The 24,507-nt window shown below is 69.1% G+C and carries 20 protein-coding genes; 15 read left to right on the top strand and 5 right to left on the bottom strand.

The window, feature by feature from the left end:
* Positions 1–889 precede the first annotated feature (889 nt).
* From NBG84_RS33820 to NBG84_RS33810, 3 genes are all read right to left on the bottom strand, one after another.
* The gene (locus NBG84_RS33820) at positions 890–2,527 is read right to left on the bottom strand and encodes a PucR family transcriptional regulator (protein ID WP_250923498.1); all 1,638 of its coding nucleotides are present in this window, start codon (positions 2,525–2,527) and stop codon (positions 890–892) included.
* 123 nt (positions 2,528–2,650) lie between these two features.
* A complete protein-coding gene (locus tag NBG84_RS33815; RefSeq protein WP_250923497.1) occupies positions 2,651–4,075 on the bottom strand; it encodes an FAD-binding oxidoreductase in 1,425 nt (474 codons plus the stop codon).
* Positions 4,076–4,179: 104 nt separating this feature from the next.
* Complete coding sequence (locus NBG84_RS33810; protein WP_250923515.1) at positions 4,180–5,982, bottom strand: glycoside hydrolase family 15 protein; 1,803 nt, start codon at positions 5,980–5,982, stop codon at positions 4,180–4,182.
* Between the two features lie 471 nt (positions 5,983–6,453).
* Here NBG84_RS33810 and pyrG point away from each other — a divergent pair, with 471 nt between their 5' ends.
* The 14 genes from pyrG to NBG84_RS33740 all read left to right on the top strand — a co-directional run bounded on the left by pyrG (position 6,454) and on the right by NBG84_RS33740 (position 22,430).
* Positions 6,454–8,103: a CTP synthase gene (gene pyrG, locus NBG84_RS33805; protein ID WP_250923496.1), complete on the top strand. Its 1,650-nt coding sequence runs from the start codon at positions 6,454–6,456 to the stop codon at positions 8,101–8,103.
* An 80-nt stretch (positions 8,104–8,183) separates the two neighbouring features.
* Entirely contained in the window at positions 8,184–8,831 is a 648-nt protein-coding gene (locus NBG84_RS33800; protein ID WP_250923495.1) for an NUDIX domain-containing protein, read from the top strand.
* A gap of 233 nt (positions 8,832–9,064) precedes the next feature.
* Positions 9,065–11,383, top strand: coding sequence for a tetratricopeptide repeat protein (locus NBG84_RS33795; RefSeq protein ID WP_250923494.1), 2,319 nt, complete (start codon positions 9,065–9,067; stop codon positions 11,381–11,383).
* A 143-nt stretch (positions 11,384–11,526) separates the two neighbouring features.
* Positions 11,527–12,642: an alanine dehydrogenase gene (gene ald, locus NBG84_RS33790; RefSeq protein ID WP_250923514.1), complete on the top strand. Its 1,116-nt coding sequence runs from the start codon at positions 11,527–11,529 to the stop codon at positions 12,640–12,642.
* Between the two features lie 511 nt (positions 12,643–13,153).
* Positions 13,154–14,197, top strand: coding sequence for a ParA family protein (locus NBG84_RS33785; RefSeq protein WP_425608744.1), 1,044 nt, complete (start codon positions 13,154–13,156; stop codon positions 14,195–14,197).
* Entirely contained in the window at positions 14,194–14,742 is a 549-nt protein-coding gene (locus tag NBG84_RS33780) for a hypothetical protein (protein WP_250923512.1), read from the top strand. The genes NBG84_RS33785 and NBG84_RS33780 overlap by 4 nt, the downstream gene beginning before the upstream one ends.
* 102 nt (positions 14,743–14,844) lie before the next feature.
* Positions 14,845–16,038, top strand: a complete 1,194-nt coding sequence (locus tag NBG84_RS33775) for a segregation and condensation protein A (protein ID WP_250923493.1) — start codon at positions 14,845–14,847, stop codon at positions 16,036–16,038.
* Complete coding sequence (gene scpB / locus NBG84_RS33770) at positions 16,035–16,682, top strand: SMC-Scp complex subunit ScpB (protein WP_425608743.1); 648 nt, start codon at positions 16,035–16,037, stop codon at positions 16,680–16,682. Before NBG84_RS33775 ends, scpB begins: the two co-directional genes overlap by 4 nt.
* Positions 16,682–17,749 (top strand): pseudouridine synthase, encoded by a 1,068-nt coding sequence (locus tag NBG84_RS33765; protein ID WP_250923492.1) that lies wholly within the window; start codon positions 16,682–16,684, stop codon positions 17,747–17,749. Before scpB ends, NBG84_RS33765 begins: the two co-directional genes overlap by 1 nt.
* Before the next feature lie 292 nt (positions 17,750–18,041).
* On the top strand, positions 18,042–18,695 hold the full coding sequence (pnuC, locus tag NBG84_RS33760; protein WP_250923491.1) for a nicotinamide riboside transporter PnuC: 654 nt from the start codon (positions 18,042–18,044) through the stop codon (positions 18,693–18,695).
* Positions 18,692–19,813, top strand: coding sequence for an AAA family ATPase (locus NBG84_RS33755; RefSeq protein WP_250923490.1), 1,122 nt, complete (start codon positions 18,692–18,694; stop codon positions 19,811–19,813). The genes pnuC and NBG84_RS33755 overlap by 4 nt, the downstream gene beginning before the upstream one ends.
* Positions 19,813–20,643 carry an NUDIX hydrolase gene (locus NBG84_RS33750; protein ID WP_250923489.1) on the top strand — a complete coding sequence of 277 codons (831 nt, stop codon included), beginning with the start codon at positions 19,813–19,815 and terminating at the stop codon, positions 20,641–20,643. The genes NBG84_RS33755 and NBG84_RS33750 overlap by 1 nt, the downstream gene beginning before the upstream one ends.
* Entirely contained in the window at positions 20,640–21,674 is a 1,035-nt protein-coding gene (locus NBG84_RS33745; protein ID WP_250923488.1) for an ADP-ribosylglycohydrolase family protein, read from the top strand. Before NBG84_RS33750 ends, NBG84_RS33745 begins: the two co-directional genes overlap by 4 nt.
* 3 nt (positions 21,675–21,677) lie before the next feature.
* The gene (locus NBG84_RS33740) at positions 21,678–22,430 is read left to right on the top strand and encodes a nucleotidyltransferase domain-containing protein (RefSeq protein WP_250923487.1); all 753 of its coding nucleotides are present in this window, start codon (positions 21,678–21,680) and stop codon (positions 22,428–22,430) included.
* Here the strand turns inward: NBG84_RS33740 and NBG84_RS33735 are convergent.
* Together NBG84_RS33735 and NBG84_RS33730 are read right to left on the bottom strand one after the other, a co-directional pair.
* Positions 22,356–23,099, bottom strand: a complete 744-nt coding sequence (locus NBG84_RS33735; protein ID WP_250923486.1) for a nucleotidyltransferase domain-containing protein — start codon at positions 23,097–23,099, stop codon at positions 22,356–22,358. The two genes, NBG84_RS33740 and NBG84_RS33735, sit on opposite strands and share 75 nt — an antisense overlap.
* 147 nt (positions 23,100–23,246) lie before the next feature.
* Positions 23,247–23,729: a Rieske (2Fe-2S) protein gene (locus tag NBG84_RS33730; protein WP_250923485.1), complete on the bottom strand. Its 483-nt coding sequence runs from the start codon at positions 23,727–23,729 to the stop codon at positions 23,247–23,249.
* Positions 23,730–23,963: 234 nt separating this feature from the next.
* On the opposite strand from NBG84_RS33730, the gene NBG84_RS33725 reads away from it, so the two are divergent.
* Positions 23,964–24,437: a YidB family protein gene (locus NBG84_RS33725; protein WP_425608742.1), complete on the top strand. Its 474-nt coding sequence runs from the start codon at positions 23,964–23,966 to the stop codon at positions 24,435–24,437.
* Positions 24,438–24,507: the final 70 nt, after the last annotated feature.

The raw sequence follows: 24,507 nt of genomic DNA, 5'->3' as shown, positions 1-24,507 counted from the left end.
CCCGCTCCCGCAGGGATTGAGGATCGCTCGCCCTTCCCCTTTCCCCTTGATGAGGCACAGCCAGTTCCGCATTGCGTTCTTGGCGGCTCCGCAATGGGGCGCCCGACCTCACCGACTTACTACGCCAAGAAGATCGCCCAACCCAATCCCTCGTCCTTGGCGAAGGGCATTGATGCGCCGCTCGCCGGCATCAGGGGTTCCTCTGGCCGTTGCGGCAGGGCCGGTATGAGCGGCCTGCCTCTTGTTCCTTGACAGGGCAGGGACCCCAGGGGCAACGAGAGCAAGTCTCGGCGTGGGGGCGCGCAGGGGGTGTCCCCGGAAGCGATCGACGGCAAGACAGCCTCATCGGCTCGGAGCCGCTTCAGGCCGTCGACGCTGAGGAGTCACCCCCGATAGCACCCCCCAACCACCACAGGACAAGACCCCTCACGACAGGAAACCCAAAACCCCGCCCCGGGCAGCCCACACCAAAACAAGCACCCCGACACAGCACCCACCCCCAGCCCGTCCGGCGTTTGAGGACGGAACCCTCCACCTCGGGTGAGGACATCCAGGACCGGGGGCGCCCAGCCCGGGTGCTCAAGGGGTTCGGGTACCAGCAGACCTGCTGACACAGGCCCCTCGCCAGGGGGCAACGTCAGCCTGTCCGGCGTTTGAGGACGGAACCCTCCACCCCGGGTGAGGACAACAGGGGCAGGGACGTACAGCCCGGGTACTCAAGACCCCTGGCACCAGCAGCCCCGCCAAACCAGGCTCCCTGCCAGGGGGCAACGTCAGCCTATCCGGCGTTTGAGGACGGAACCCTCCACCCCGGGTGAGGACAACAGGGGCAGGGACGTACAGCCCGGGTACTCAAGCCCCCCGGCACCAGCAGCCCCGCCAAGGGGCATCACCCCGCGTGGCGGCGGGCTCTGAGGGCCAGGCTGAGGGCCAGGACCGTTTGGGGGTCGTCCAGGTCTGTGCCCAGGAGTTCGGATATGCGGGCCAGACGGTTGTAGAGAGTCTGGCGGTTGAGGTGCAGCTCGCGGGCGGTCTCGGCCTTGCGGCCCGCGTGTTCCAAGTAGGTCTCAAGGGTGGGTAGGAGCGGTGGGCGGGAGGTGGCGTCGTGGTCTCGGAGGGGGCCGATGGTGCGTTCCACGAAGGCAGCCAGGTCGGGATGGTCTCGTAGCCGCCAGAGCAGTAGGTCCGTGTCGAGGCGGCGAGCGTCGTACCAGGGCCGGTCGCTCAGGCCTTGGGCTGCCGTCGCGGTTTCGGCCGCGTGGCGCAGTCCGGCGGAGGCGGCCGCCCAGCCGCCCGCCATCCCCACCACGATGACCGGTGGATGGGCCCCCGCACGTTCCAGCCCGGCCCGCTCGACGCCTGTCCGCAGGGCCACCGCCACCCGGTCGGCGACGGTGGAGCGTTCGGAGTCGGCTCTCAGCCCCACCAGGAGGGGTACCCGGCCTTCCACCGGGCGTACGCCCAGCAGGACCGGTACCCCCACCGCCGAGAGTTCCTCCAGCACGGCCCGGGCCAGTAGGGCCCAGTTCCCGGAGGGGGCGAGGTCCGCGGTGAGGCGCATGACGATCGGCATGAGCGGCCCGTCGCCCGGTTTGAAGCCCAGCACTCTGGCTTGTGCCGGGGCGGCTTCCGCGGTGATGCGGCCTTCGGCGAGATCGGTGAGGAAGTCGCCGCGTCCGCGGGCCGCGAGCTCCTCCTCCTGGCGTGCCTGCATGAGGACCACGGCGAGGAGTCCCGCCGCGCGTTCCGCCGCCATGCGGTGCACGGTCAGCAGGGGCGTCCCGACGGCTGGCAGCACCAGTCTGGCCCGTACGGCTGCGGCGCCCGCTCCGCCGCCCGGGACGTCCACGACCACGGTTCCCGCGGGTGGTGACTCCCGTGCGGCCCGCTGTCCGCGGACCCCGTCCCACACCTGGAGGGGGTCGGCCCCGGTCTGCTCGGAGGCCGGGCCGGCGGCGTAGAGGAGTTGTCCGTCGGGCGTTTCAAGGAAGATCGGGTTGGCGGTGAAGTCCGCGAGAATGCGGAGGACCTGGGGGACTCCGCCACCGCCGAGCAGTACCTCGGTGCAGCGTCGGTGTACTTCTTCGGCACGTCGCAGCAGCGCGTAGTGACCGTTGACGATCTCGGTGTGGATCTCTTCGGTCACCGTGACGAAGGCCACCTCGCGATGGAGCTGCACCAGGGGCAGGCCGGCTGCCCGTGCCGTGTCGACGATCGCCGCGGGGAGCCTGGCGAAGCGGGGCCCGAGCTCTACGACGAGTGCCGCGATGCGGCGCTCGTCGAGTTGGCGCACGAAGGCTCGCTGCTCGGCGGGGCGGGTGCCCATGCCGATGCCGGTGGTGAGGAGGAGTTCGCCGCCCTTGAGGAGGGAGGCGATATTGGGTGCCTCACCCGCGTGGACCCAGCGCACGGTGCGCTGGAGTCGTTCGGCTCCGGCGACGATCTCCGGCAGTCCGGAGCGTAGACCGGGCAGTTCCAGCGCCCGGCGTACGGTGATTCCGCCCTGGGGCTCGCCTTGGGTCTCCACAGATGTGCCGCCTCGTGCGCTCTCGGTCTGTAACAGGTCTCCGGGTGTCTTCGGACGCTACCCGGGTGCGGGCATTCCCGTACAACCCGGGCCGAGGTCAGTGGGGCCTGGCGGGGAGATCGCTCAGGCCGCGGCCGCGGAGGCCGACGCTGCCGGCTGGATGTTGTGGTTGAGCCGGAAGACGTTCTCCGGGTCGTATACGGCCTTGATCGCCGCCAGCCGCCGGTAGTTCCGTTCGCCGAAGGAGGCGACGACCCGTTCCTGGCCCTCGTGTCCGATGAAGTTCAGATAGGTCGAGCCGGCCGACCAGGGCTGCATCCGGGTGCGGACGTCGCGGACCCATCGCCGGGCCGGATCGTCGTCGGATGGGCTCTCCCAGACGCCGAAGGGGTGCACCGCCCAGGGCGAGGTGCGCCAGGGCAGCGGGTACTCGTCGAGACCGTCGGGGATGTCCGGGCCTCGGGCGACGGCGCCGCCCAGGGGGAACATGATGTGCTGCGACGCGGTGGGCACGGGCATGGTCTGTGCGAGCGCGCAGTAGGTGTCGACGGCTTCGTCCGGGAAACCGGACAGGTACTCGGCAGACCAGTAGTTCCGCAGCCCCGGTGGATCGTCGAGCATGCACTGGAGGTCCGCGTAGGGAAGTTCGGCGATGACCTCGCCCTCGTGCGGAAGCCCGATCAGGGGGGCGGCCAGTTGCCGGAGCTCGGCCTCGCTCCCCGTACACGTGATCAGTACTCCGCAGACGAGCCGGCCCACCAGGTCTTCCGGCACAAAGGGCTCGGGCGGGCCGGTGAGGTAGATCAGTCCGCCGCCGATGGAGTCGGGAGCGGACTGCGCGAAGTCGCGGAAGGCGCGTGCTGCCTCGGGTCCGTCCTCGGGGAGGAAGAGCAGCAGGGCCATGGAGAACACCGGCAGTGGATACACCCGCAACGTGAACGAGGTGACTACACCGAAGTTCCCGCCACCCCCGTGGAGTGCCCAGAACAGGTCCGGGTACTCGTCGGCGCTGGTGTGCACGCTACCGCCGTCCGCCGTCACCACATCGGCGGCTATGAGGTTGTCGCAGGCCAGCCCGAACCTCCGCTCCAGCCAACCCGATCCGCCGCTGAGGGTGAAGCCTCCGAGACCGGTGGTGGAGGCTCGGCCTCCGGTGGTCGCCAGGGCGTAGGGCTGGGTGGCTCTGTCCAGTTGGCCGATGGTGGCCCCACCGCCGATATCGGCTGTCTGGGCTTCTGGATCGACACTCACACCGTGCATTCGGCGTAGGTCGATGACCAGCCCGCCGTCGTTGACGGCCATGCCCGCGACGCTGTGTCCGCCGCCGCGTACCGCGATGTCCAGATCGTGGTCACGGCTGAATCGGATCGCATGGGCGACATCGGCCCCGCTCTCGCACTGGGCGATGACGGCGGGACGCCGATCGATCATTCCGTTGAAAATGGTGCGAGCCTCGTCGTACCCGGTGTTGTCGGGGACGATGACCTCGCCGGTCAGTCGTTGGCGAAGACCGCTGAGCGCCGCCTCCGCAAGGTCCTGGGGCGCCATAATGGCCCCCTTTCGAGGGGCTTCGAGACCTTTTCATCGTAAACCTGATGGTGGGTGCCCGGTCGCCCGGATCGGGCACCCACCATCGGTTGACGAGAAGGGGGTCAGCCTCCGTACGCCCCCGAAGCGGTCAGCCGCAGGGCCGTGTCGATCAGCGGCACATGGCTGAAGGCCTGCGGGAAGTTCCCCACCTGGCGCTGGTGCTTGGAGTCCCACTCCTCGGCGAGGAGTCCAAGGTCATTGCGGAGGGAGAGGAGCTTCTCGAAGAGCTTGCGGGCCTCGTCGACCCGCCCGATCATCGCGAGGTCGTCCGCGAGCCAGAACGAGCAGGCGAGGAACGCGCCCTCGTCGCCCGCGAGACCGTCGACGCCGGCGTCTTCTCCGGCGGTCGGGTAGCGCAGGACGAAGCCGTCCTCGGTGGACAGTTCGCGCTGGATGGCCTCGATGGTGCCGATGACCCGCTTGTCATCGGGCGGCAGAAAGCCCATCTGGGGGATGAGCAGCAACGAGGCGTCCAGTTCCTTGGAGCCGTAGGACTGGGTGAAGGTGTTGCGCTCGGGGTCGTACCCCTTCTCGCAGACATCGCGGTGGATGTCCTCGCGCATCTGCCTCCACCGCTCCACCGGGCCGTCGGCGTCTCCGGACTCGATGAGCTTGATCGTCCGGTCCACCGCGACCCATGCCATCACCTTGGAGTGCACGAAGTGGCGCCGCGGCCCGCGGACCTCCCAGATGCCCTCGTCCGGCTCCTGCCAGTGGTCCTCCAGATAGCTGATCAGCTTGAGCTGGAGTAGCGAGGCGTAGTCATTGCGCGCCAGACCCGTCATATGGGCCAGGTGCAGCGCCTCGGTGACCTCTCCGTACACATCGAGTTGGAGCTGATGGGCGGCGCCGTTGCCGACACGTACGGGGGTGGAGTTCTCATATCCGGGCAGCCAGTCCAGTTCGGCCTCGCCGAGCTCGCGCTCCCCGGCGATGCCGTACATGATCTGGAGGTTCTCCGGGTCTCCGGCTACCGCGCGCAGTAGCCATTCCCGCCAGGCCTGGGCCTCTTCGCGGTAGCCGGTGCGCAGCAGCGACGACAGCGTGATCGCGGCGTCGCGCAGCCAGGTGTAGCGGTAGTCCCAGTTGCGTACGCCGCCGATCTCCTCCGGGAGGGAGGTGGTCGGAGCGGCGACGATTCCGCCGGTCGGGGCGTAGGTCAACGCCTTCAGGGTGATCAGCGAGCGGACCACGGCCTCGCGGTAGGGGCCGTGATACGTACAGTGATCGACCCAGTCGCGCCAGAAGTCCGCCGTTGCTTCCAGTGAGGCTTCTGGTTCCGGGAGCGCGGGTGGGGTGCGGTGGGATGGCTGCCAGCTGATCGTGAAGGCGATCCGTTCACCCGGTGCCACGGTGAAGTCGGAGTAGGTGGTCAGGTTCTCGCCATGGGTCTCCACCTCGGTGTCCAGCCAGACCGAATCGGGTCCGGCGACGGCGACGGTACGTCCGTCGACCTTGTGCACCCAGGGGGTGATCCGGCCGTAGCTGAAGCGCATCCGGAGCGCGGAGCGCATCGGCACCCGCCCGCTGACGCCCTCCACGATCCTGATCAGCTGTGGTGCGCCGTCCCGGGGCGGCATGAAATCGGTTACGCGGACCGTGCCGCGATCGGTGTCCCACTCTGATTCCAGGATCAGTGAGTCACCGCGGTAGCGGCGCCGGTCGGCGGCCGGGGGTTCTTCGTGTTCGGAGTGGGCCGGGCCCACCCTCCAGAAACCATGTTCCTCGGTACCGAGGAGCCCGGCAAAGACTGCGTGCGAGTCGAACCGGGGCAGGCACAGCCAGTCGGCAGTGCCATCCCGGCAGACCAGCGCAGCTGTCTGCATATCCCCGATGAGTGCGTAATCCTCGATGCGCCCGGCCACGTGCATCTCCAGTCGAACGGCCACGTCCGCCCCGTGGGGCGCTTGCTGCGGTCAAGGGTGGTTGACGAGCAGAAGGCTTACGGGTTGACGTGCGGGATGTCGCTTGTGGCCTGTCCCACGTCGCCCACTGCCGCCCTGCTCGATGCGCTTAGCGCGCCCTTTTGCATCGCTCGGCAGAGCGAGTGTCCGAGCAGGATACGACGCACCGAAGAGGTCCGCGTGGCGATCTCGACAACGCGACTACGCCGAACGGGTGAGCCAAGGGTGATCCCCTGGTGAGGGAGGTGCGGGAGTGGGTGCGCGTGGCCGGAAGCGGTCTCCCGATGTCGCTGATACCCTGGTACCCCGTGGACCGGTGGCCGATCTGTGGAGAACAGCAGCCCCGCAACCGCAGCGACGGCACCCCTGAACGACTGGGCGGACGCCGGCACGCACACCTCACCTCGCGACCACGGGAGCCCCCTCTTGGCGATGCCGCCCAAATCCATGACGACCAAGCACATCTTCGTCACCGGGGGTGTCGCCTCCTCCCTCGGCAAGGGCCTCACAGCCTCCAGCCTGGGTGCGCTGCTGAAGGCACGGGGCCTGCGGGTCACCATGCAGAAGCTCGACCCCTATCTGAACGTCGACCCCGGCACCATGAACCCGTTCCAGCACGGTGAGGTGTTCGTCACCAACGACGGCGCCGAGACCGACCTGGACATCGGCCACTACGAGCGCTTCCTCGATGTCGACCTCGACGGCTCGGCCAATGTCACCACCGGGCAGATCTACTCCCAGGTGATCGCCAAGGAGCGGCGTGGCGAGTACCTGGGCGACACGGTGCAGGTCATCCCGCATATCACCAACGAGATCAAGCACCGCATCCGTCGGATGGCCACCGATGATGTCGATGTCGTGATCACCGAAGTCGGTGGCACCGTAGGCGATATTGAGTCACTCCCGTTCCTGGAGACCGTCCGTCAGGTGCGTCACGAGGTCGGTCGGGACAATGTCTTCGTTGTCCATATCTCGCTGTTGCCCTATATCGGCCCCTCGGGCGAGTTGAAGACCAAGCCCACCCAGCACTCGGTGGCCGCGCTGCGCAACATCGGCATCCAGCCCGACGCGATCGTGCTGCGCGCCGACCGTGATGTGCCGATCGCCATCAAGCGCAAGATCTCCCTGATGTGCGATGTGGACGAGGCCGCGGTCATCGCCTGCCCCGACGCCCCCTCCATCTACGACATCCCCAAGGTCATCCACACCGAGGGCCTGGACGCCTATGTCGTCCGCAAGCTGGACCTGCCCTTCCGCGATGTGGACTGGACGATCTGGGCCGATCTGCTGGACCGGGTGCACAACCCCGACCACGAGGTCACCATCGCCCTGGTCGGCAAGTACATCGACCTGCCCGACGCCTATCTCTCGGTCACCGAGGCACTACGCGCCGGAGGCTTCGCCAACAAGGCCCGCGTCAAGGTCAAGTGGGTCGCGTCCGACGACTGCAAGACCCCGGCCGGCGCCAAGAGCCAACTCTCCGATGTGGACGCGGTCTGCATCCCCGGCGGCTTCGGCGACCGCGGTGTCAGTGGCAAGGTCGGCGCGATCCAGTACGCCCGTGAGAACAGGGTTCCGCTGCTCGGGCTCTGCCTCGGCCTGCAGTGCATCGTCATCGAGGCCGCCCGCAACCTCGCGGCGATCCCGGAGGCCAACTCCACCGAGTTCGACGCCGCCACCGCCCACCCGGTGATCTCCACCATGGAGGAGCAGCTGGCGTATGTGGAGGGCGCGGGAGACCTGGGCGGCACGATGCGCCTCGGCCTCTACCCCGCGAAGCTCGCGGAAGGCTCGATCGTGCGGGAGGTCTACGACGACCAGCCCTATGTCGAGGAGCGGCACCGCCACCGCTACGAGGTGAACAACGCCTACCGCGCCGAGCTGGAGAAGAAGGCGGGCCTCGTCTTCTCGGGCACCAGCCCGGACAACAGGCTGGTGGAGTACGTCGAGTACCCGCGCGCCACGCACCCCTATCTCGTCGCCACCCAGGCCCACCCGGAGCTGCGTTCCCGGCCCACTCGTCCGCACCCGCTCTTCGCCGGTCTGGTGAAGGCGGCGGTGGAGCGTCAGTCGGGCAAGTAGCGCACAGGCATTACCGTTGACCGGGGTAGGGATCTTCCATCGGAGACCTACCCCGGTTCGACAGCGGGAGGGCAATACATATGGACAGGGCCAGGGTCATCAAGGACACCCCGGAGGAATGGCAGGTGACCGCGACCACCACCCCGTTCCGCGGCAACAAGACCAGCGTGCGCACGGACGACGTGGTGATGCCCGACGGCGCGGTCGTCCGCCGCGACTACCAGGTCCACCCGGGCTCGGTCGCCGTCCTCGCCCTCGACGCCGACGACCGTGTGGTGGTCCTGCGTCAGTACCGCCACCCCGTGCGCCACAAGCTCTGGGAGATCCCGGCCGGACTGCTCGACGTCCCCGGCGAGAACCCGCTGCACGCCGCACAGCGTGAGCTGTACGAGGAGGCGCACATCAAGGCCGAGGAGTGGCGGGTGCTGACCGACGTCTACACCACCCCCGGTGGCTGCGACGAAGCGGTGCGCATCTTCCTCGCCCGCGATCTCTCAGAGGCCGAGGGCCGGCGCTACGAGGTCTCCGAGGAGGAGGCCGACATGGAACACGCCCGGGTGCCGCTGTCGGAGTTGGTGCGTGGCGCGCTCGCCGGCGAACTGCACAACAACTGCCTGGTGGTGGGGGTGCTCGCGCTCGCCGCCGCGCGCTCACCGGCGCTGCCCGGCGGACTTGACGCGCTCCGGCGGGCGGAGGCGCCCTGGCCCGCCCGCCCCTTCGAGGCGTAGGGCTTCCCTGTACGCGCACGGACCCATCGCTCTCACGCCCCGCGTGAGAGCGATGATCCATTTATCCGAAAGATCACTAAGACTATTAATCCGATCAGGTGATGCATCGGACACGCTCGCCATGGTTCGTTGCAGAGAGTGAACTACGCTCGGAACGTCCGTACGGATGACCTACGGGCGTGGCTCGTGCGCGGATGGCTATCCGTCCGCGGACTGAGACGGGAGCGTGGCCCGTGACGGATCAGGCGGTGGACTTGGGCGGCCGGGCCGGCGCGTCTGCGGGACGGTTCTTCGGCAGACAGCGTGAGCTCAAGTCCCTTCAGTCCGACATCGAACGGGCCGGCCTGGACACCATGGCGGGCCGCAAGGCCGCCCGGGCCCGGGTCCTGCTGATCGCCGGCCAGGTCGGCACCGGCCGGACCGCCCTCGCCGAGCAGTTCATCGTCCGGATCGTGGACGACTACCCCGGCGGGGTGCTCCGTGCGCGACTCACCGAATCCGACGGGCGAGCCGTACCCACCGATGAGACATCCCGGGCACTGCTGGACGCGCTGGACATTCCTGCCCCGCCCGGCGCGGACGAGGACGAGCTCAGCGAGATGGTGCGGGACGCGCTCACCGGTCGCCAAACCCTGCTGCTGCTCGATGACGCCGTCGATGCCGAGCAGGTCGATCCACTCCTCCCCGACGACCCGGACTGTCTGGTGGTCGCCGTCTCCGGCGGGCCGCTGATCGGTATCCCCGGGGTGCGGCCGTGCACCCTCGGCGGCATGGACCCCAAGGCCGCGATCGAACTGCTCGCCACCTTCACCGGGTCGGTACGGATCACCGTCGATCCGCAGGCCGCGGAATCCGTCGCCGAAGAGTGCGGGGGACTGCCGGCCGCCCTGGTCCTGGTCGGCGGCTGGCTGGCGGCCCGCCCCAAGACCTCGGTCGCCGACGCGCTGCGACAGCTGCGCGCCCTCCCCGACGCCGAAGGCGCCGCGGTACTGCCCAAGAACCTCAGGCCGTTGAACCGTGCCTTCCATCTGGTGTACGCGTCCCTGCCAGGACAGGCCGCCCGGACGCTGCGGCTCCTGGCCCTCGCGCCCGCGGGTCTGGCGGACGCGCACACCGCGTCCGCGCTGGGCGGTTGCTCGGTCCCTGAGGCGCAGTCGGCGCTGGACAGCTTTGTCGCGTTGGGGCTGCTGAACCGACAGGGTGTGCACTACCGGGTCCCGGGAGCGCTCCACCCGCTGCTGAACAGGTTGATCGAAACCGCCGACAAACCCGCTGAGGTGCAGTTGGCGAGGGCCCGGATGCTGGAGCGGACCGTACGACTGCTCCAGTCCTGCCGGGGAGCGGCCGAACCGGAAGGATCACCGCCGCGGCAGGCACTCGCCTCCCTCCCACCCGCCCTGCGCTTTCCCGACGTCCCCAGCGCGGGAAAGTGGCTGCGACAGCGTCAGTCGGTGCTGCTGGCCTCCGCGCGGCTCGCGGTGGCCGACGGCGAACTGGACACCCTGGCCCGACGGCTGGTCGCGGCCCTGGTGCGGGCGCTCGCCGTGCACCACGGGACCGAGGCCGCCGCCCCGGAGCTGTACCAGTTGCACAAACTGGTGCTTGATGTGGCCGAGCGGCGCGGACTGCACCGCGAAGAGGCGGCCGCCCTGCTCAACCTCGCCGATCTCGACGCTCGGACCGGCCGCACCGAGGACGCCCTCGCCCGCTACCGGGAGGCCCTCGACGCGGGGCGGGCCGCGAACGACCCCTATGCGACCGGTCGTGCCATGGAATCCATCGGCGGCGCCTATCAGGAACTGGGGGATTGGCACCGGGCGGCCGACTGGTACGGACGGGCGCTCGTGCAGCGCCAGGCCCGTGACGAGCGCGCCGAGGAGGCACGGCTGTACGGGCGTCTGGGCACCGTCCACACCTACGCGGGGCGGTACGGGGAGGCGCTGCGCAGCTGGCGCGCGTCGGTCGCGGGGTACCGCAAGACCGGTGACCTCCCGGCCCAGGCGCGGGCACTGAGCGAGGTCGCCCGGGTCCAGGAGTACGCGGGGCGCCCGCAGGAGTCCTTGCACACCTGCCAGGAGGCGGTGGAGTGGGCGCGCCGGGCCGGGGACGACCGGCTCCAGGCCGCGCTGCAGCTCAGACTGGCCGACACCCTGGAGCGGCTCGGCGACCCGGCAGCCGCGGGGCTGCACCGCCACACCGCGGAACGGCTGCTTCAGGAGGCCGCCGAGAACGCCGCCCGGTGGGACGACGACCCGCGGCCGGAGCTGCCCATCGAGGGGAGCGATGACCGATCCGGCATTGAGACGGGCAGTGGGAGCGTGGCGGCGGAGGGTCCGCGAGAACGGGTGGGCGATGACGTGAGCGAGAGCACACGGGGTGGTGGCTCCGCCCACCATGTCCATCGCGGCCAGGGAGCGGATGAGCCAGCGCGCCGAGGTCAGGAGCGGGGCCAGGGGCCCCACAAGGACCGGAACCGGGGGGACACACCGGACACTCAACGGCCACAACAGGGGTCAACCTACGAAATCCGTAGTCGGGTGGCGAAAGATTAGATCTTTGTAAGGCTAGACAGCAAGAAATCCTTCATTAAACTGGCTCCATCGCGTCTTCTCGCGGTGTTTCCCTGTGCGCACTATGCGTCCGGGTATGTATGGCAGTGCACCTGTACTCCCCTGAGCCAAGGACCGTGATCGACGTGAAGGTCGGTATCCCCCGCGAGGTCAAGAACAACGAGTTCCGGGTGGCGATCACGCCCTCCGGCGTGCACGAGCTTGTGCGCCAGGGCCATCAGGTCGTCATCGAGCAGCACGCCGGTCTCGGTTCCTCGATCACGGACGAGGAGTTCATCGCCGCCGGTGCGCGGATCCTGCCCACCGCCGACGAGGTCTGGGCCACCGCCGATCTGCTGCTGAAGGTCAAGGAGCCGATCGCCGAGGAGTACCACCGCCTCCGCAAGGACCAGACCCTCTTCACCTACCTCCACCTGGCCGCGTCCCGTGAGTGCACGGACGCCCTGCTGGAGTCCGGCACCACCGCCATCGCCTATGAGACGGTCGAGACCGCGAACCGGCAGCTTCCGCTGCTCGCCCCGATGTCCGAGGTCGCGGGCCGGCTGGCTCCGCAGGTCGGCGCCTACCACCTGATGCGCTCCGCCGGTGGTCGCGGTGTGCTGCCCGGCGGTGTCCCGGGCACCCACGCGGGCAGGGCGGTCGTCATCGGCGGCGGTGTCTCCGGCTGGAGCGCCACCCAGATAGCGGTGGGCATGGGCTTCCACGTCACGCTGCTCGACCGTGACATCAACAAGCTCCGCGAGGCGGACAAGGTCTTCGGCACCAAGGTGCAGACGATCGTCTCCAACTCCTACGAGTTGGAGAAGGCGGTCATCGGGGCCGACCTCGTCATCGGCGCGGTTCTCATCCCGGGCGCCAAGGCGCCGAAGCTCGTCACCAATGAGCTCGTTGCCAAGATGAAGCCCGGAAGTGTCCTTGTCGACATCGCGATCGACCAGGGTGGTTGCTTCGAGGATTCACACGCGACCACCCACGCCGACCCGACCTTCATGGTCCACAACTCGGTGTTCTACTGCGTTGCCAACATGCCGGGTGCGGTGCCCCACACCTCCACCTACGCACTGACCAACGCCACGCTTCCCTACATCGTCGAGCTCGCCAACCGTGGCTGGGTCGAGGCCCTGCGCCGTGATCCGGCGCTCGCGCTCGGTCTGAACACCCACGAAGGCCAGGTCGTCTACGGCCCGGTCGCCGAGGCACACGGCCTGCCGAGTGTGGAGCTGAGTGCCCTTATCGGCTGACAGCAGGCCGATGGTCAACGGAAACCGTCAACATCGCTCCCCCGGCCGGATCTTGCAGCGCAAGGTCCGGCCGGACGTGTATCCGGTGGTGGGCCGCACCCGCTCAACTCGCCTTGAACGTAACTCTTTAACCGTTTCGCCCACCCCCGAAACACCGATGCATTTCGCTGCTGAGACCGTCGTGCGCCCTTGACAGGAGGGTGTTCCGGTGTCGCCGAAGTGCCGACACATCGGGCCGGGTCCGGCGGATTGTGTTGCTGCGGAGCGGTGACACGCCATAGAGTCGCCAACCGTCGGCATGGTGCCACGCTGACCTATCGATAAAGTCCTGGTCACATCCAAGGAGGTAAGACGACTTGTGAATGAGTCGACATTTACTCCCGGGGGTGGTCAAGCGGTAACGCCGGTGCGGGTCCAGCGCCCGTCGTCCGGGCTGGATGCTGCCGGTTCCGTCAGCTCCGTCGGTTCCATCGGGCAGCGGACCTTCGCGACACGCCAGGACACCACGCACATGACGACAGCCCACACGATGAAGATGACGGACGGCCTACACGTGAACGCCATGGCCGGCAACGAGAGTGGCCGAGAGTCCACCCACTTCGCCGCCTACGAGGAAGTCCCCGAGGGGCACTTCTACGACCCAGACGCCGAGTACGAGCCCGATCCCGAGTACGCGGCCACCCTCGCCCCGGATGCAGCGCGTCAGCGCCGGGAGCGGATTGGCCCCACCGGGCGGCCTCTGCCGTACTTCCCGATCCCGGGCCCGCTGACCGACCACGGCCCCGCGACGATCATCGCGATGTGCAACCAGAAGGGTGGCGTCGGCAAGACGACGTCGACCATCAATCTGGGCGCGGCGCTCGCGGAGTACGGACGGCGTGTCCTGCTCGTCGACTTCGATCCGCAGGGAGCCCTGTCGGTCGGCCTCGGCGTCAATCCGATGGAGTTGGACCTCACCGTCTACAACCTGCTCATGGAGCGGGGCATGTCGGCGGACGAGGTGCTCCTCAAGACCGCGGTCCCCAACATGGACCTGCTGCCGAGCAATATCGACCTCTCGGCCGCGGAAGTGCAGTTGGTCAGTGAGGTCGCACGCGAGTCGACCCTTCAGCGGGCTCTGAAGCCGCTGATGTCGGACTACGACTACATCGTGATCGACTGTCAGCCCTCGCTGGGGTTGCTCACGGTCAATGCGCTGACCGCGGCCCACAAGGTGATCGTGCCGCTGGAGTGCGAGTTCTTCGCGCTGCGCGGTGTCGCGCTGCTGACCGAGACGATCGAGAAGGTCCAGGAGCGGCTCAACCCGGAACTGGAGTTGGACGGCATCCTCGCCACCATGTACGACTCCCGGACCGTGCACAGCCGTGAGGTGCTGGCCCGTGTGGTCGAGGCGTTCGACGATCACGTCTACCACACGGTCATCGGGCGCACCGTGCGCTTCCCGGAGACCACCGTGGCCGGCGAGCCGATCACCACCTACGCGTCAAACTCGGTCGGCGCGGCCGCGTACCGCCAGCTCGCCAGGGAGGTGCTCGCCCGGTGTCACGCCGAGTGAGTCTGCCGGGCGCCGATGAGTTGTTCCGTACGACCGGGGGGATGGCGCTTCAGTCGTCCTCCCCGCGCAGGCAGGCGAACGCGGAGCCGCGGGTACCGGCGCAGGTGACGGAGAACGATTCGGCGGACGGCGCCGCGGGCGCCGAGCCCACGGAGCACTCCGCCGCCGATGCGGAAACGACCGGAGAACGCCGCAGCAGGGCCGAGGAGGCCCCCGCGCCGACTCAGGGCGCACAGCTGAAGGGGCGCCGCCCGCAGGCCGCCCAGGAGGCTGCTGCGGCCTCGGTGGCCCCCGCGCGCCGCGGTCGCGGCCGGGGCGGAAATCGCCGTCCGAGTGGCCGGGAACGTCACGACGAGAAGATCACGGTCTATGTCTCGGCCGAGGAACTGATGGACCTGGAGCACGCACGGCTGGTGCTGCGCGGGGAGCACGGGCTCGCCGTGGACCGGGGCCGGATCGTCCGCGAGGCGGTCGCCGTGGTGCTGGCCGATCTTGAACAGCGGGGCGACGCGAGCATTCTCGTACGACGGCTGCGCGGCCGCTGAGGGTAGCCTGCGCGCTGACCTCCGTAACCCTGTGAGCTTGGGTACGGACAGGACCAGCCGTTGTGTCACCCCCATGCCGCTGCCCTCTGGACTGTGACCGCCATGCCTCCGACCGACCCGCCCCGTCCGTCCCGCCGAGCGCTGGGACCGGGTCCGGTGTCGCCACCGGGCGCCCGTCAGCGGTCCGCTGTCCACCCGGTGGCGCCCGGTGTCCAGCCGGCTGACGCGGCCGAGCCCGTAGCGGGCGATCGCGCGGGTGCCGAAGCGGCGGCAGCCGCGGAACAGCGGCCCGTCCGGGGCACCACACTGGCCGAAGCCGAAGCCGAAGCCGAAGCCGAAGCCGGTACGGGTACGGGTACGGGTACGGGCGTCGTCACAGGTATCGGCGCCGAGCGGTCCGAGCGCCCGGACACCCCACGCGCGGGCGTTGCCCTGGTGGCCGACGGCACCAGTGAGCCGCGGGGACCTGGCACGCGTTCGGAGCCCGAGCCCGTCGGCGACGGGCGGTTCACCGTACGGCTGGTGAACTTCGAGGGCCCCTTCGATCTGCTCCTCCAGCTCATCTCCAAGCACAAGCTCGATGTCACCGAGGTCGCCCTCTCCCGGGTCACGGACGAGTTCATGACCTACATCCGGGCCATGGGCGAGGACTGGGACCTCGACCAGACCACGGAGTTCCTGGTGGTCGCCGCCACCCTCCTCGATCTCAAGGCCGCCCGGCTGCTGCCCACGGCCGAGGTCGAGGACGAGGCGGACCTCGCCCTCCTCGAAGCCCGTGATCTGCTGTTCGCCCGGCTCCTCCAGTACCGCGCGTACAAGCAGATCGCTGAGATCTTCCAGGCCCGCCTCGATGACGAGGGCCGCAGACACCCCCGTACGGTCGGACTCGAACCCCACCACGCCGAGCTCCTTCCCGAGGTGGTCATCAGCATCGGCCCCGATGGCTTCGCCCGGCTGGCCGTGAAGGCCATGCAGCCCAGGCCGGAGCCCCAGGTGTATGTCGATCACATCCACGCACCGCTGGTCAGCGTCGTCGAGCAGGCGGCGATCGTGGTGGCCCGGCTGAGGGAACACGGCTCGGCCACCTTCCAGCAGCTGACCGAGGACACGAGTGACACCCTCACCGTCGTCGCCCGCTTCCTGGCCCTGCTGGAGCTCTACCGGGACAAGGTCATCTCCCTCGACCAATCCGAGGCCCTCGGCGAACTCCTGGTCTCCTGGACCGGCGGCGATGTCGTCGCCACCGTCACCGATGAGTTCGACCAGAGCCCCCACACCCCGAAGGACACGGCGTGAGCGATCTCAAGCCCGCCCTCGAAGCCGTACTGATGGTGGTCGACGAACCGGCCACCGAGGAGCATCTCGCCAAGGTCCTCGGGCAGCCGCCGCGGGCCGTCGCCGATGCCCTGCGGGAGCTGTCGGACGAGTACACCGTCCAGGGGCGCGGCTTTGAGCTGCGCCTGGTCGCCGGCGGCTGGCGGTTCTACTCGCGCGCTGAGCACGCGGGGGCCGTGGAGCGGTTCGTTCTCGACGGGCAGCAGGCCCGGCTCACCCAGGCCGCCCTGGAGACCCTCGCGGTGGTCGCCTACCGCCAGCCGGTCAGCCGCTCGCGGGTCTCCGCCGTGCGCGGAGTGAACTGCGACGGGGTCATGCGCACCCTCCTCCAGCGCGGTCTGGTCGAGGAGGCGGGCGCGGAACCCGAAACAGGTGCGATCCTGTACAGGACGACGAACTACTTTCTGGAGCGGATGGGCCTGCGCGGCCTGGACGAGCTGCCGGAGCTGGCGCCCTTCCTTCCAGAGGCCGAGGCGATCGAGGCTGAGACTCAGGAAGGTGTTCCGTCGTTCGACCCGGATGCCCCGGATTTCCCGGAGCCTTCGAACAATCCGGACGCTCCGGACGCCCCGGATACTGAAGACGACAAGACGACGGAACTTTGATGCGAAGCAGCGGCAGGAACAGCAGCGGGCGGGGTAACCCCCGCAGTGCGGGAAACAACCGCGACGACAAGCAGAAGCGCTCGGGCACGCCCCGACCCGAGGAGCGCCGCTATGACGTCGGCGGTTCCTCCTCCGACGCTCCGAAGAAGGGCCGTGGCACCGCGGCCAGGGGTGGTGCCAAGGGGGGGCCGAAGCAGTCCCCGGCCAATTCCCCGCAGCGCGGCCGGCCCCGTACCGTACCGGCGCGCTCCCGCGAGTACGACGCCCGTACCGAGGAGCGCAACCGCGAGCGTTACGCCAACAAGCCCGAGGTCAAGACGCCCAAGACCCACCCCGGCGCCGAGCAGGAGGGTGAGCGCCTCCAGAAGGTGCTGGCCCGGGCGGGCATGGGCTCGCGGCGGGCCTGTGAGGAGCTGATCGAGCAGGCCAGGGTCGAGGTGAACGGCAGTATCGTCACCGAGCAGGGCATGCGCGTCGACCCCCTGCACGACGAGATCAAGGTCGACGGGCTGACCGTCGCCACCCAGTCGCACCTCTTCTTCGCCCTGAACAAGCCCGCGGGCGTGGTCTCCACCATGGAGGACCCCGATGGCCGTCAGTGCCTGGGCGACTACGTCACCAACCGGGAGACCCGCCTCTTCCACGTCGGCCGGCTCGACACCGAGACCGAGGGCATCATCCTGCTCACCAACCACGGTGAGCTCTCCCACCGGCTGACCCATCCCAAGTACGGGGTGAAGAAGACCTATCTGGCGGCCATCCAGGGACCGCTTCCGAGGGATCTCGGCAAGCGGCTCAAGGACGGCATTCCGCTGGAGGACGGCTATGCGAAGGCCGACCACTTCCGGGTCGTGGAGAACACCGGCAAGAACTACCTGGTGGAGGTCACCCTCCACGAGGGCCGCAAGCACATCGTGCGGCGGATGCTCTCCGAGGCCGGGTTCCCGGTCGACAAGCTGGTGCGGACCTCGTTCGGACCGATCGGGCTCGGTGACCAGAAGTCGGGTTGGCTGCGGCGTCTGACCAACACCGAGGTCGGGATGCTGATGAAGGAAGTCGGCCTGTAAGCCCTTGCCCGAGCCCCTTCGGGCGGGGTGCTCCACCGTGAGGTGGGAGCCCGCCCGCAGGGGGAAGAAGTTCAGCCAGTCGAGAGATCCGCTCGGCTGAGGAGCCCGCGGCCACCACGGCCGTGGGCTTCTGGCGTTCCCCGCCCCGCCGGCCGCTGCCCTCCTGGCCGCCACCCCGTCCCACCTGGTCTCTTGTGGAGCGGGCGATTTCTCTTGCGGTGGTGGCCGTCGATCCCTTGTGCCGGCCCGCACTTCGCATTTATAGTCAACATGACTATTAAGGAGGGTGGGTTTGAGCCTCGCCGACATACTGGACCCCTTGCAGCGGCCGCTGTTCACCCTGCTCGACACCCCGGTGAGCTGGACCGAGGTCCTCGGATTCGGCAGCGGAGCGCTCTGCGTCTGGCTTGTCGCCCGTCAGCACCTCGCCAACTGGCCCATCGGCATCGCCAACAACGTCTTCTTCATCCTGCTGTTCACCCAGGCCGGCCTCTACGCCGACGCCGGCCTCCAGATCGTCTTCATCGCCCTCGCCGCCTACGGCTGGTGGACCTGGACCCACGGGGGTGGACCAGGCACCGACCGGCTCCCGGTGCGGCGCACCAGCCGCGCCGAGTGGACCTGGCTGGTCGCGGCGGGGGTGGTGGGGACCATCGCGGTCACCGTTGTGCTGGATCGCGCCACCGACTCCACCGTCCCCTTCTGGGACGCGCTGACCACCGCCCTCTCCCTGATGGCGACCTACGGCCAGTGCCGCAAGCGGGTGGAGTCGTGGTGGCTGTGGATCGCCGCCGATGTGGTCTACATCCCGCTGTACGCACACAAGGGGCTCTATCTGACCTCCCTGCTCTACATCGGATTCCTGACGCTGTGCGTCCTTGGACTGCGCAACTGGTCGCGAGAGCTCACCGCCGACGGCACCAGGCCCCCGAAGGTGGTCGTATGAGTCGCTATCGGCACGGCCTGGTCCTCGGCAAGTTCTATCCGCCACACGCCGGGCACCACCATCTGGTCGCGACCGCCGCCGACCGCTGTGAACGGCTCACCGTCCTGGTCTGCGCCGCGTCAGTGGAGTCCATTCCCCTCGCCGACCGGGTGGCCTGGATGCGCGAGGTCCACCAGGGGCCGGGGATACGGGTGGTGGGAGCGATCGACGACATCCCCATGGACCTCGATGACCCGGCCGTCTGGGACGCCCATATGGCCGTCTTCCGCGCCGCCGTCCCCGAGCCCGTCGACGCCGTCTTCAGCTCGGAGTCGTACGGAGAGGAGTTGGGCAGGCGCTTTGACGCGGACTCCGTCTGCGTCGACCCCCGGCGCAGTCTGTTCCCCATCTCCGGAACGGCCGTACGCAAGGACCCCGCCGGCTGCTGGGACTTCCTCCGGGCTCCCGTAAGAGCGGCGCTGGCCCGGCGAGTGGTCGTGCTCGGCGCCGAGTCGACCGGCACCACCACCATGGCCAGGGCGCTGACCGAGCAGTACCGGCAGCGCGGTGGCGTCTGGGCCCGAACGCGATACGTCCCGGAGTACGGAAGGGAGTTCAGCGAGCACAAGCTCGCCCAACTGCGCGCCGAACGCCCCGACGCCCACTGGAGCGAGGTCTCCTTCTCATCCGCGGAGTTCCCCGTCATCGCCCAGCGCCAGAGCGAACGGGAGGAGGAGGCGGCGAGGGCCGGCTCGCCCGTGGTGTTCTGTGACACCGACGCCTTCGCCACCACCATCTGGCACGAGCGCTATCTCGGCCACCCCCATGAGGAGGTCGCGCGGATAGCGGCCCTGGGGCGGCAGCACCTGTGGCTGCTCACCGACCACGCACAGGTCCCCTTCGAGGACGATGGACTGCGGGACGGGGAGGAACTGCGGCCCTGGATGACCGGACGGTTCACCACGGAACTCGCCCGCACCGGACGGCGGACCGTCCGACTCACCGGACCGCACGAGGAACGCCTGGCGACCGCCGTGGCCGCTGTCGACGGACTACTGGGCGAGGGCTGGAACCTCGCCGATCCGCTCCCCGACCGCAGTGCGGCAACCGTGGCGCTCGATGGCCCGGAGCGTCGGTGATGGCCCGTCAGGGCCCGCGGCGGCACCCCGGGGCCTCCGTTGCCGGTGCCGACGGGGCCGCCGGTGACCGGGAGCCGGGAGCCGGTCCCTCCCGCCGGGAGAAGGAGGAGGCCCCCGGCTACGACCCACGGGCCTTTCCGCCCTTCGCCGTCACCGTCGATCTCGCCGTCTTCACCGTCCGCGAGCAGCGGCTCCAGGTCCTGCTCGTCCAACGGGGCGAAGATCCCCACCGGGGCGACTGGGCGCTGCCCGGGGGGTTCGTCCTCCCCGATGAGTCCGCCGGGTCAGCTGCTCGCCGTGAACTCGCCGAGGAGACCGGACTGTCCGCCCGGACCGTCCACCACCTCCATCTGGAGCAGCTGCGCACCTACAGCGAGCCGGACCGCGACCCGAGGATGCGGGTCGTCTCCGTCGCCTACACCGCCCTGCTGCCCGATCTACCCGAACCCCGCGGCGGTGGGGACGCGGCCAAGGCCAGCTGGACCCCGTACGTCTCGCTGCCCTCTCTCGCCTTCGACCACGCGCTGATCCTCGGCGACGCCTATGACCGGGTCGGCGCCAAGCTCGAATACACCTGCCTCGCGACCAGCTTCTGCCCTGACCTCTTCACCCTCGGTGAACTCCAGCAGGTGTACGAGACCATCTGGGGCGTTGAGCTCGATCGCCCCAACTTCCGGCGGAAAGTCCTGGCCACACCCGGCTTCGTCGAAGCCGTCGAGGGCCCGCCGCGACGCACCGGCGGCCGGGGCAAGCCCGCCGCGCTCTACCGGGCGGGCACCGCGGCCGCCCTGCACCCTCCTCTCCTACGACCGGAAGGACGGCCGTCATGACCCTGCTCAGGACCACGGGGACCATCACCAAGCAGGCCGCCACCGGCGCGCTGATCGGGCTTGCGCTCGGCGATGCGCTGGGGTTCCCCACCGAGTTCAACGACGTACCCCGGATACTCGGCGAGTGCGGACCGTGGCGGCAGATGGAACTGCCCACACCGGCGCTTGTCACCGATGACACCCAGATGACGCTGGCCGTGGCGCGGGGCATTCGTACCGCCATGGATCATGGGTTGCTCGATGCTCATCGGCTCACCCAGCCGCTGCGCGAGGAGTTCATCGCCTGGTACCACTCCCCGGACAACAACCGGGCCCCCGGCAACACCTGTCTGACCGCCTGCCGACTCCTCGATGACGAACGGCTGCCCTGGACGGAGGCGAGCCGCATCGACTCCAAGGGCTGCGGGGCCAATATGCGGGTCGCGCCGGTCGGTCTCGTACCGGGGCTGAGCGAGCAGCAGCGGGCGGGTGCCGCGCAGTTGCAGGCCGCACTCACCCATGGCCACCCCACCGCGCTGGCGGCCAGCGACCTCACCGCCCGCGCCGTCTTTCTGCTGGCGCGTGGCGCCGAACCGTTGGGGCTGGTGGGCCGGCTGCGTTCGTACGCGTATGAGAACCGCAGCTGCTACCAGGAGCGTTGGCTCGGCGAGCTGTGGACCCGTGCCGGCGACCCCACGCCCGAGGCGTTCATCGCCCGTGGCTGGGACGAGTGCCTGGTGGCCCTGGACCGGGTCGCCACCGCTCTGCGCGACCCCAGCCCCGAGACCGACCCCTGTCTGAGCACGGGCGACGGCTGGGTCGCGGAGGAGGCCCTGGCCACCGCCCTCCAGTGCTTTCTGCTCTTCCCCGACGAGCCCGCGCTGGCGCTGCGCAGAGCGGCCTGCACCCAGGGCGACTCGGACTCCATCGCCAGTCTGGCCGGGGCGCTGTCCGGCGCCCATCTGGGGGCGGGCGCCTGGCCCAGGGCCTGGTCCGACCGGATCGAGTACCGCAGTGACCTGCTGTCCCTGGGAGCGCTCTGGGATTCTTGATCCATGACAGAACCCCTGGCCGTGGATCTCACGGCGGTCGTTGCCCGACAGCCCGACCCGCTGCTCTTCGTCACCGTTTCCGGGGCGCATCTCTACGGATTTGTGTCCCGGGACTCAGATGTGGACCTGCGCGGTGCCCATCTGCTGCCGGTGGCCGCGCTGATCGGCCTCGACGAGCCGCGGGAGACCCGCTCCCGCATCTGGGACGAGGACGGCACCGAACTCGATCTGGTCTCCCATGACCTACGGAAGTTCATCCGGCTGATGCTGCGGCGCAACGGCTATGTGCTGGAACAGCTGCTGTCCCCGCTCGTCGTCCACACCGGCGAAGCCCACGCGGAACTGGTCGCCCTGGCGCCGGGCGTCCTCACCGTGCACCACGCCCACCACTACCGCGGCTTCGCCGGCACCCAGTGGCGGCTGTTTGAGAAGACGGGGGAACTGAAGCCGCTGCTCTACACCTTCCGGGCGCTGCTCACCGGCATCCATCTGATGCGCAGCGGAGCCCTACTGGCGAATCTGCCCGCCCTGCTCGACGAAACGGCCGCTCCGAGCTATCTGCCCGAGTTGATAGCGGCCAAGGCCGAGGCCGAGCACGGCCTCGCGACCGGGCTCGACCTCGATGGAGTCGCCCAGGATGTGGAGCGACTCCAGTTGGCGCTGGAGCGGGCGCGCCAGGACTCACGGTTGCCTGACGAGCCCTCCGTCCGCGCCGCCCTGGCCGACTTCGTCGTACGGGTCCGACTGGAGCGCTGAGGCACGGCGGGCGCGCACCAGGAAGTCCTCCACCCTGGCCCGGTCCGGCTCGGCGGGCAGCGGGGACCTGGTGGCCGCCCGGTCCGCCTCATCGGCTACGCGCGCCATCTCGCGCTCGAACTCCCGCCAGGAGACCTCACCGCGCTTGACCGAGAGGAGCCACTCGCGCTGGTCGCCGACATCGAGGACGAGTTCCCCCGTACGCAGCAGATCCCGGCAGCTCAGCAGCAGCCGCACCAGATGCATCGCGGGCTTCCAACGCGGCGCGCCATGGCGGGGGATGTCCGCCGCCAACTTCTTCTGCTGGCTTTGGGCGTACCGCACAAAGGTCCGTTGGACCTCGCGGGAAAGGAACGCGCCGCGCAGTGCGAGCAACTCACGGCCGGTGTCATCGACGCGTTCGACGAGCGGGGAGTGCAGACACTCCAGGATGTTGGGGTTCGCCAGCAGCGCCAGTGAGCAGAAGCGCTCCAACTCCCAGGAGAACTGCTCATCGGCCGGACCCTCGATGTGCGTGGGAGGTTTGGTGAAGTGCCAGTAGAGCGCCGTGGGTGCGAGGAAGACCCCCCGGCGATCGGTGTCACTGTCCTCGGTGGCCAGACCGAACGCCCGTGAACCCATGACACAGGAGTAGACGGTGTGCTCGCGCACCAGCTCTTCTGGGGTCATCGCGCCAGGCTACGGGCCCGGTCCGCCGGGCCATCGGTGAGCCTCGGCAGAGCCCCCGCTGGCCGGCGCCTCCGCCGGGGCGAGGTGCCGGGCACCTCGCGTCGGGATCAGGCCGGGCCAGCCCTGCCTGATCCCGACGACAGACCACTAGACGAGCAGGATGCTGTCCTGGGTGACGGTGATCTGCCTGCGCGCCAGCGGGCGGGTGGCGGGACCGCGGGCCACGGAGGCGTCGGAAATCCGGAAGAGGCTGCCGTGGCAGGGACAGTCGATCGTGCCGTCCGCGACTTTGTCGACAATGCATCCCTGATGAGTGCAGACGGCCGAGAACGCCTTGAACTCACCCGCCGTCGGCTGGGTCACCACCACCTTGGGGCCGTCGAAGATCTTTCCACCGCCCACCGGAATCTCGGATGTCTTGGCCAACCGCTGGCCGTCCCCCGCACTCGCCGACGGCTCACCGGTCTCTGTCGCCGCGCTCGGGGGCTCGGTGCTCGGGGGCTTCGACCTGCTCTCCCCGGTGGTGTCGGAGGGCTCTGGAGAGCTGTCACCGCCACCGCAGCCCGTCGCCCATGCCGCAGCCCCCATCGCTGCGCCGGCTGCCAGCACTACCCGTCGCGGTGTCTCCATCGTCTGCCTCCTCGGCCCTGAACGAGCGCTTCCGAGCATCCTGGCTTGCTTGCTCCCGAAGGAGAAGTAGCCCGCGCGGGTGTGCCGCCAAGTGGCGGAACAGTGCAGTTTGGGTGAGATTGGCGGTGCTTGGTGCAGAGAATCTCGGTGTCTTTGTCGATAACTCCCGCACCTTGGGGCTTCCGCACCATGGGTGGGTCGTCGTCCCCACGACAAGATCCCGATCGAAGCGCCATGTCTCCTCACTCTCGGGAACCAGCGAAAGGTAGAACCATGGCGGGTAACGACCTCGGCAGTCTGCTGGGCAGCCTTCTCGGCGGCGGCGGCGGTGCGAAGAGCGGCGGTGGCGCGGCGAACATCCTCGGCTCGCTGCTGAGTACCCTTGGCAACAAGTCCACATCCGCATCGGGCGGCGGCAACGCCCTCTCCGGACTTATCGACATCCTGGCCAAGTCAGGCATCACCGACCAGGCGAAGTCCTGGGTCGGCACCGGCGAGAACAAGCCCGTCAGCGGCGCGCAGATCGCCCAGGCAATCCCGGACGACACACTCCAGAAGGTCGCCAAGGAGAGCGGGGTCACCCCCCAGCAGGCAGCGGACGAGATCGCCCAGTCGCTGCCCCAGGCAGTGGACAGACTCACCCCGGCCGGACAGCTGCCCCAGAGCGGCACCTCCCTGGAGGACCTCATCAAAGAGCAGCGCCTCTGACCCGCCCGCACCACCCCGGCGCGGGCAGGGGCCGGACGCGGTGGCGCCCGTCTCGCACGACGGGCGCCAC

It is taken from the genome of Streptomyces albipurpureus, from assembly GCF_023701525.1.
Classification (GTDB): Bacteria; Actinomycetota; Actinomycetes; order Streptomycetales; family Streptomycetaceae; genus Streptomyces; species Streptomyces albipurpureus.
Note: the sequence above shows the minus strand (reverse complement) of the source record. Positions and strands in the feature narration are given on the sequence as shown.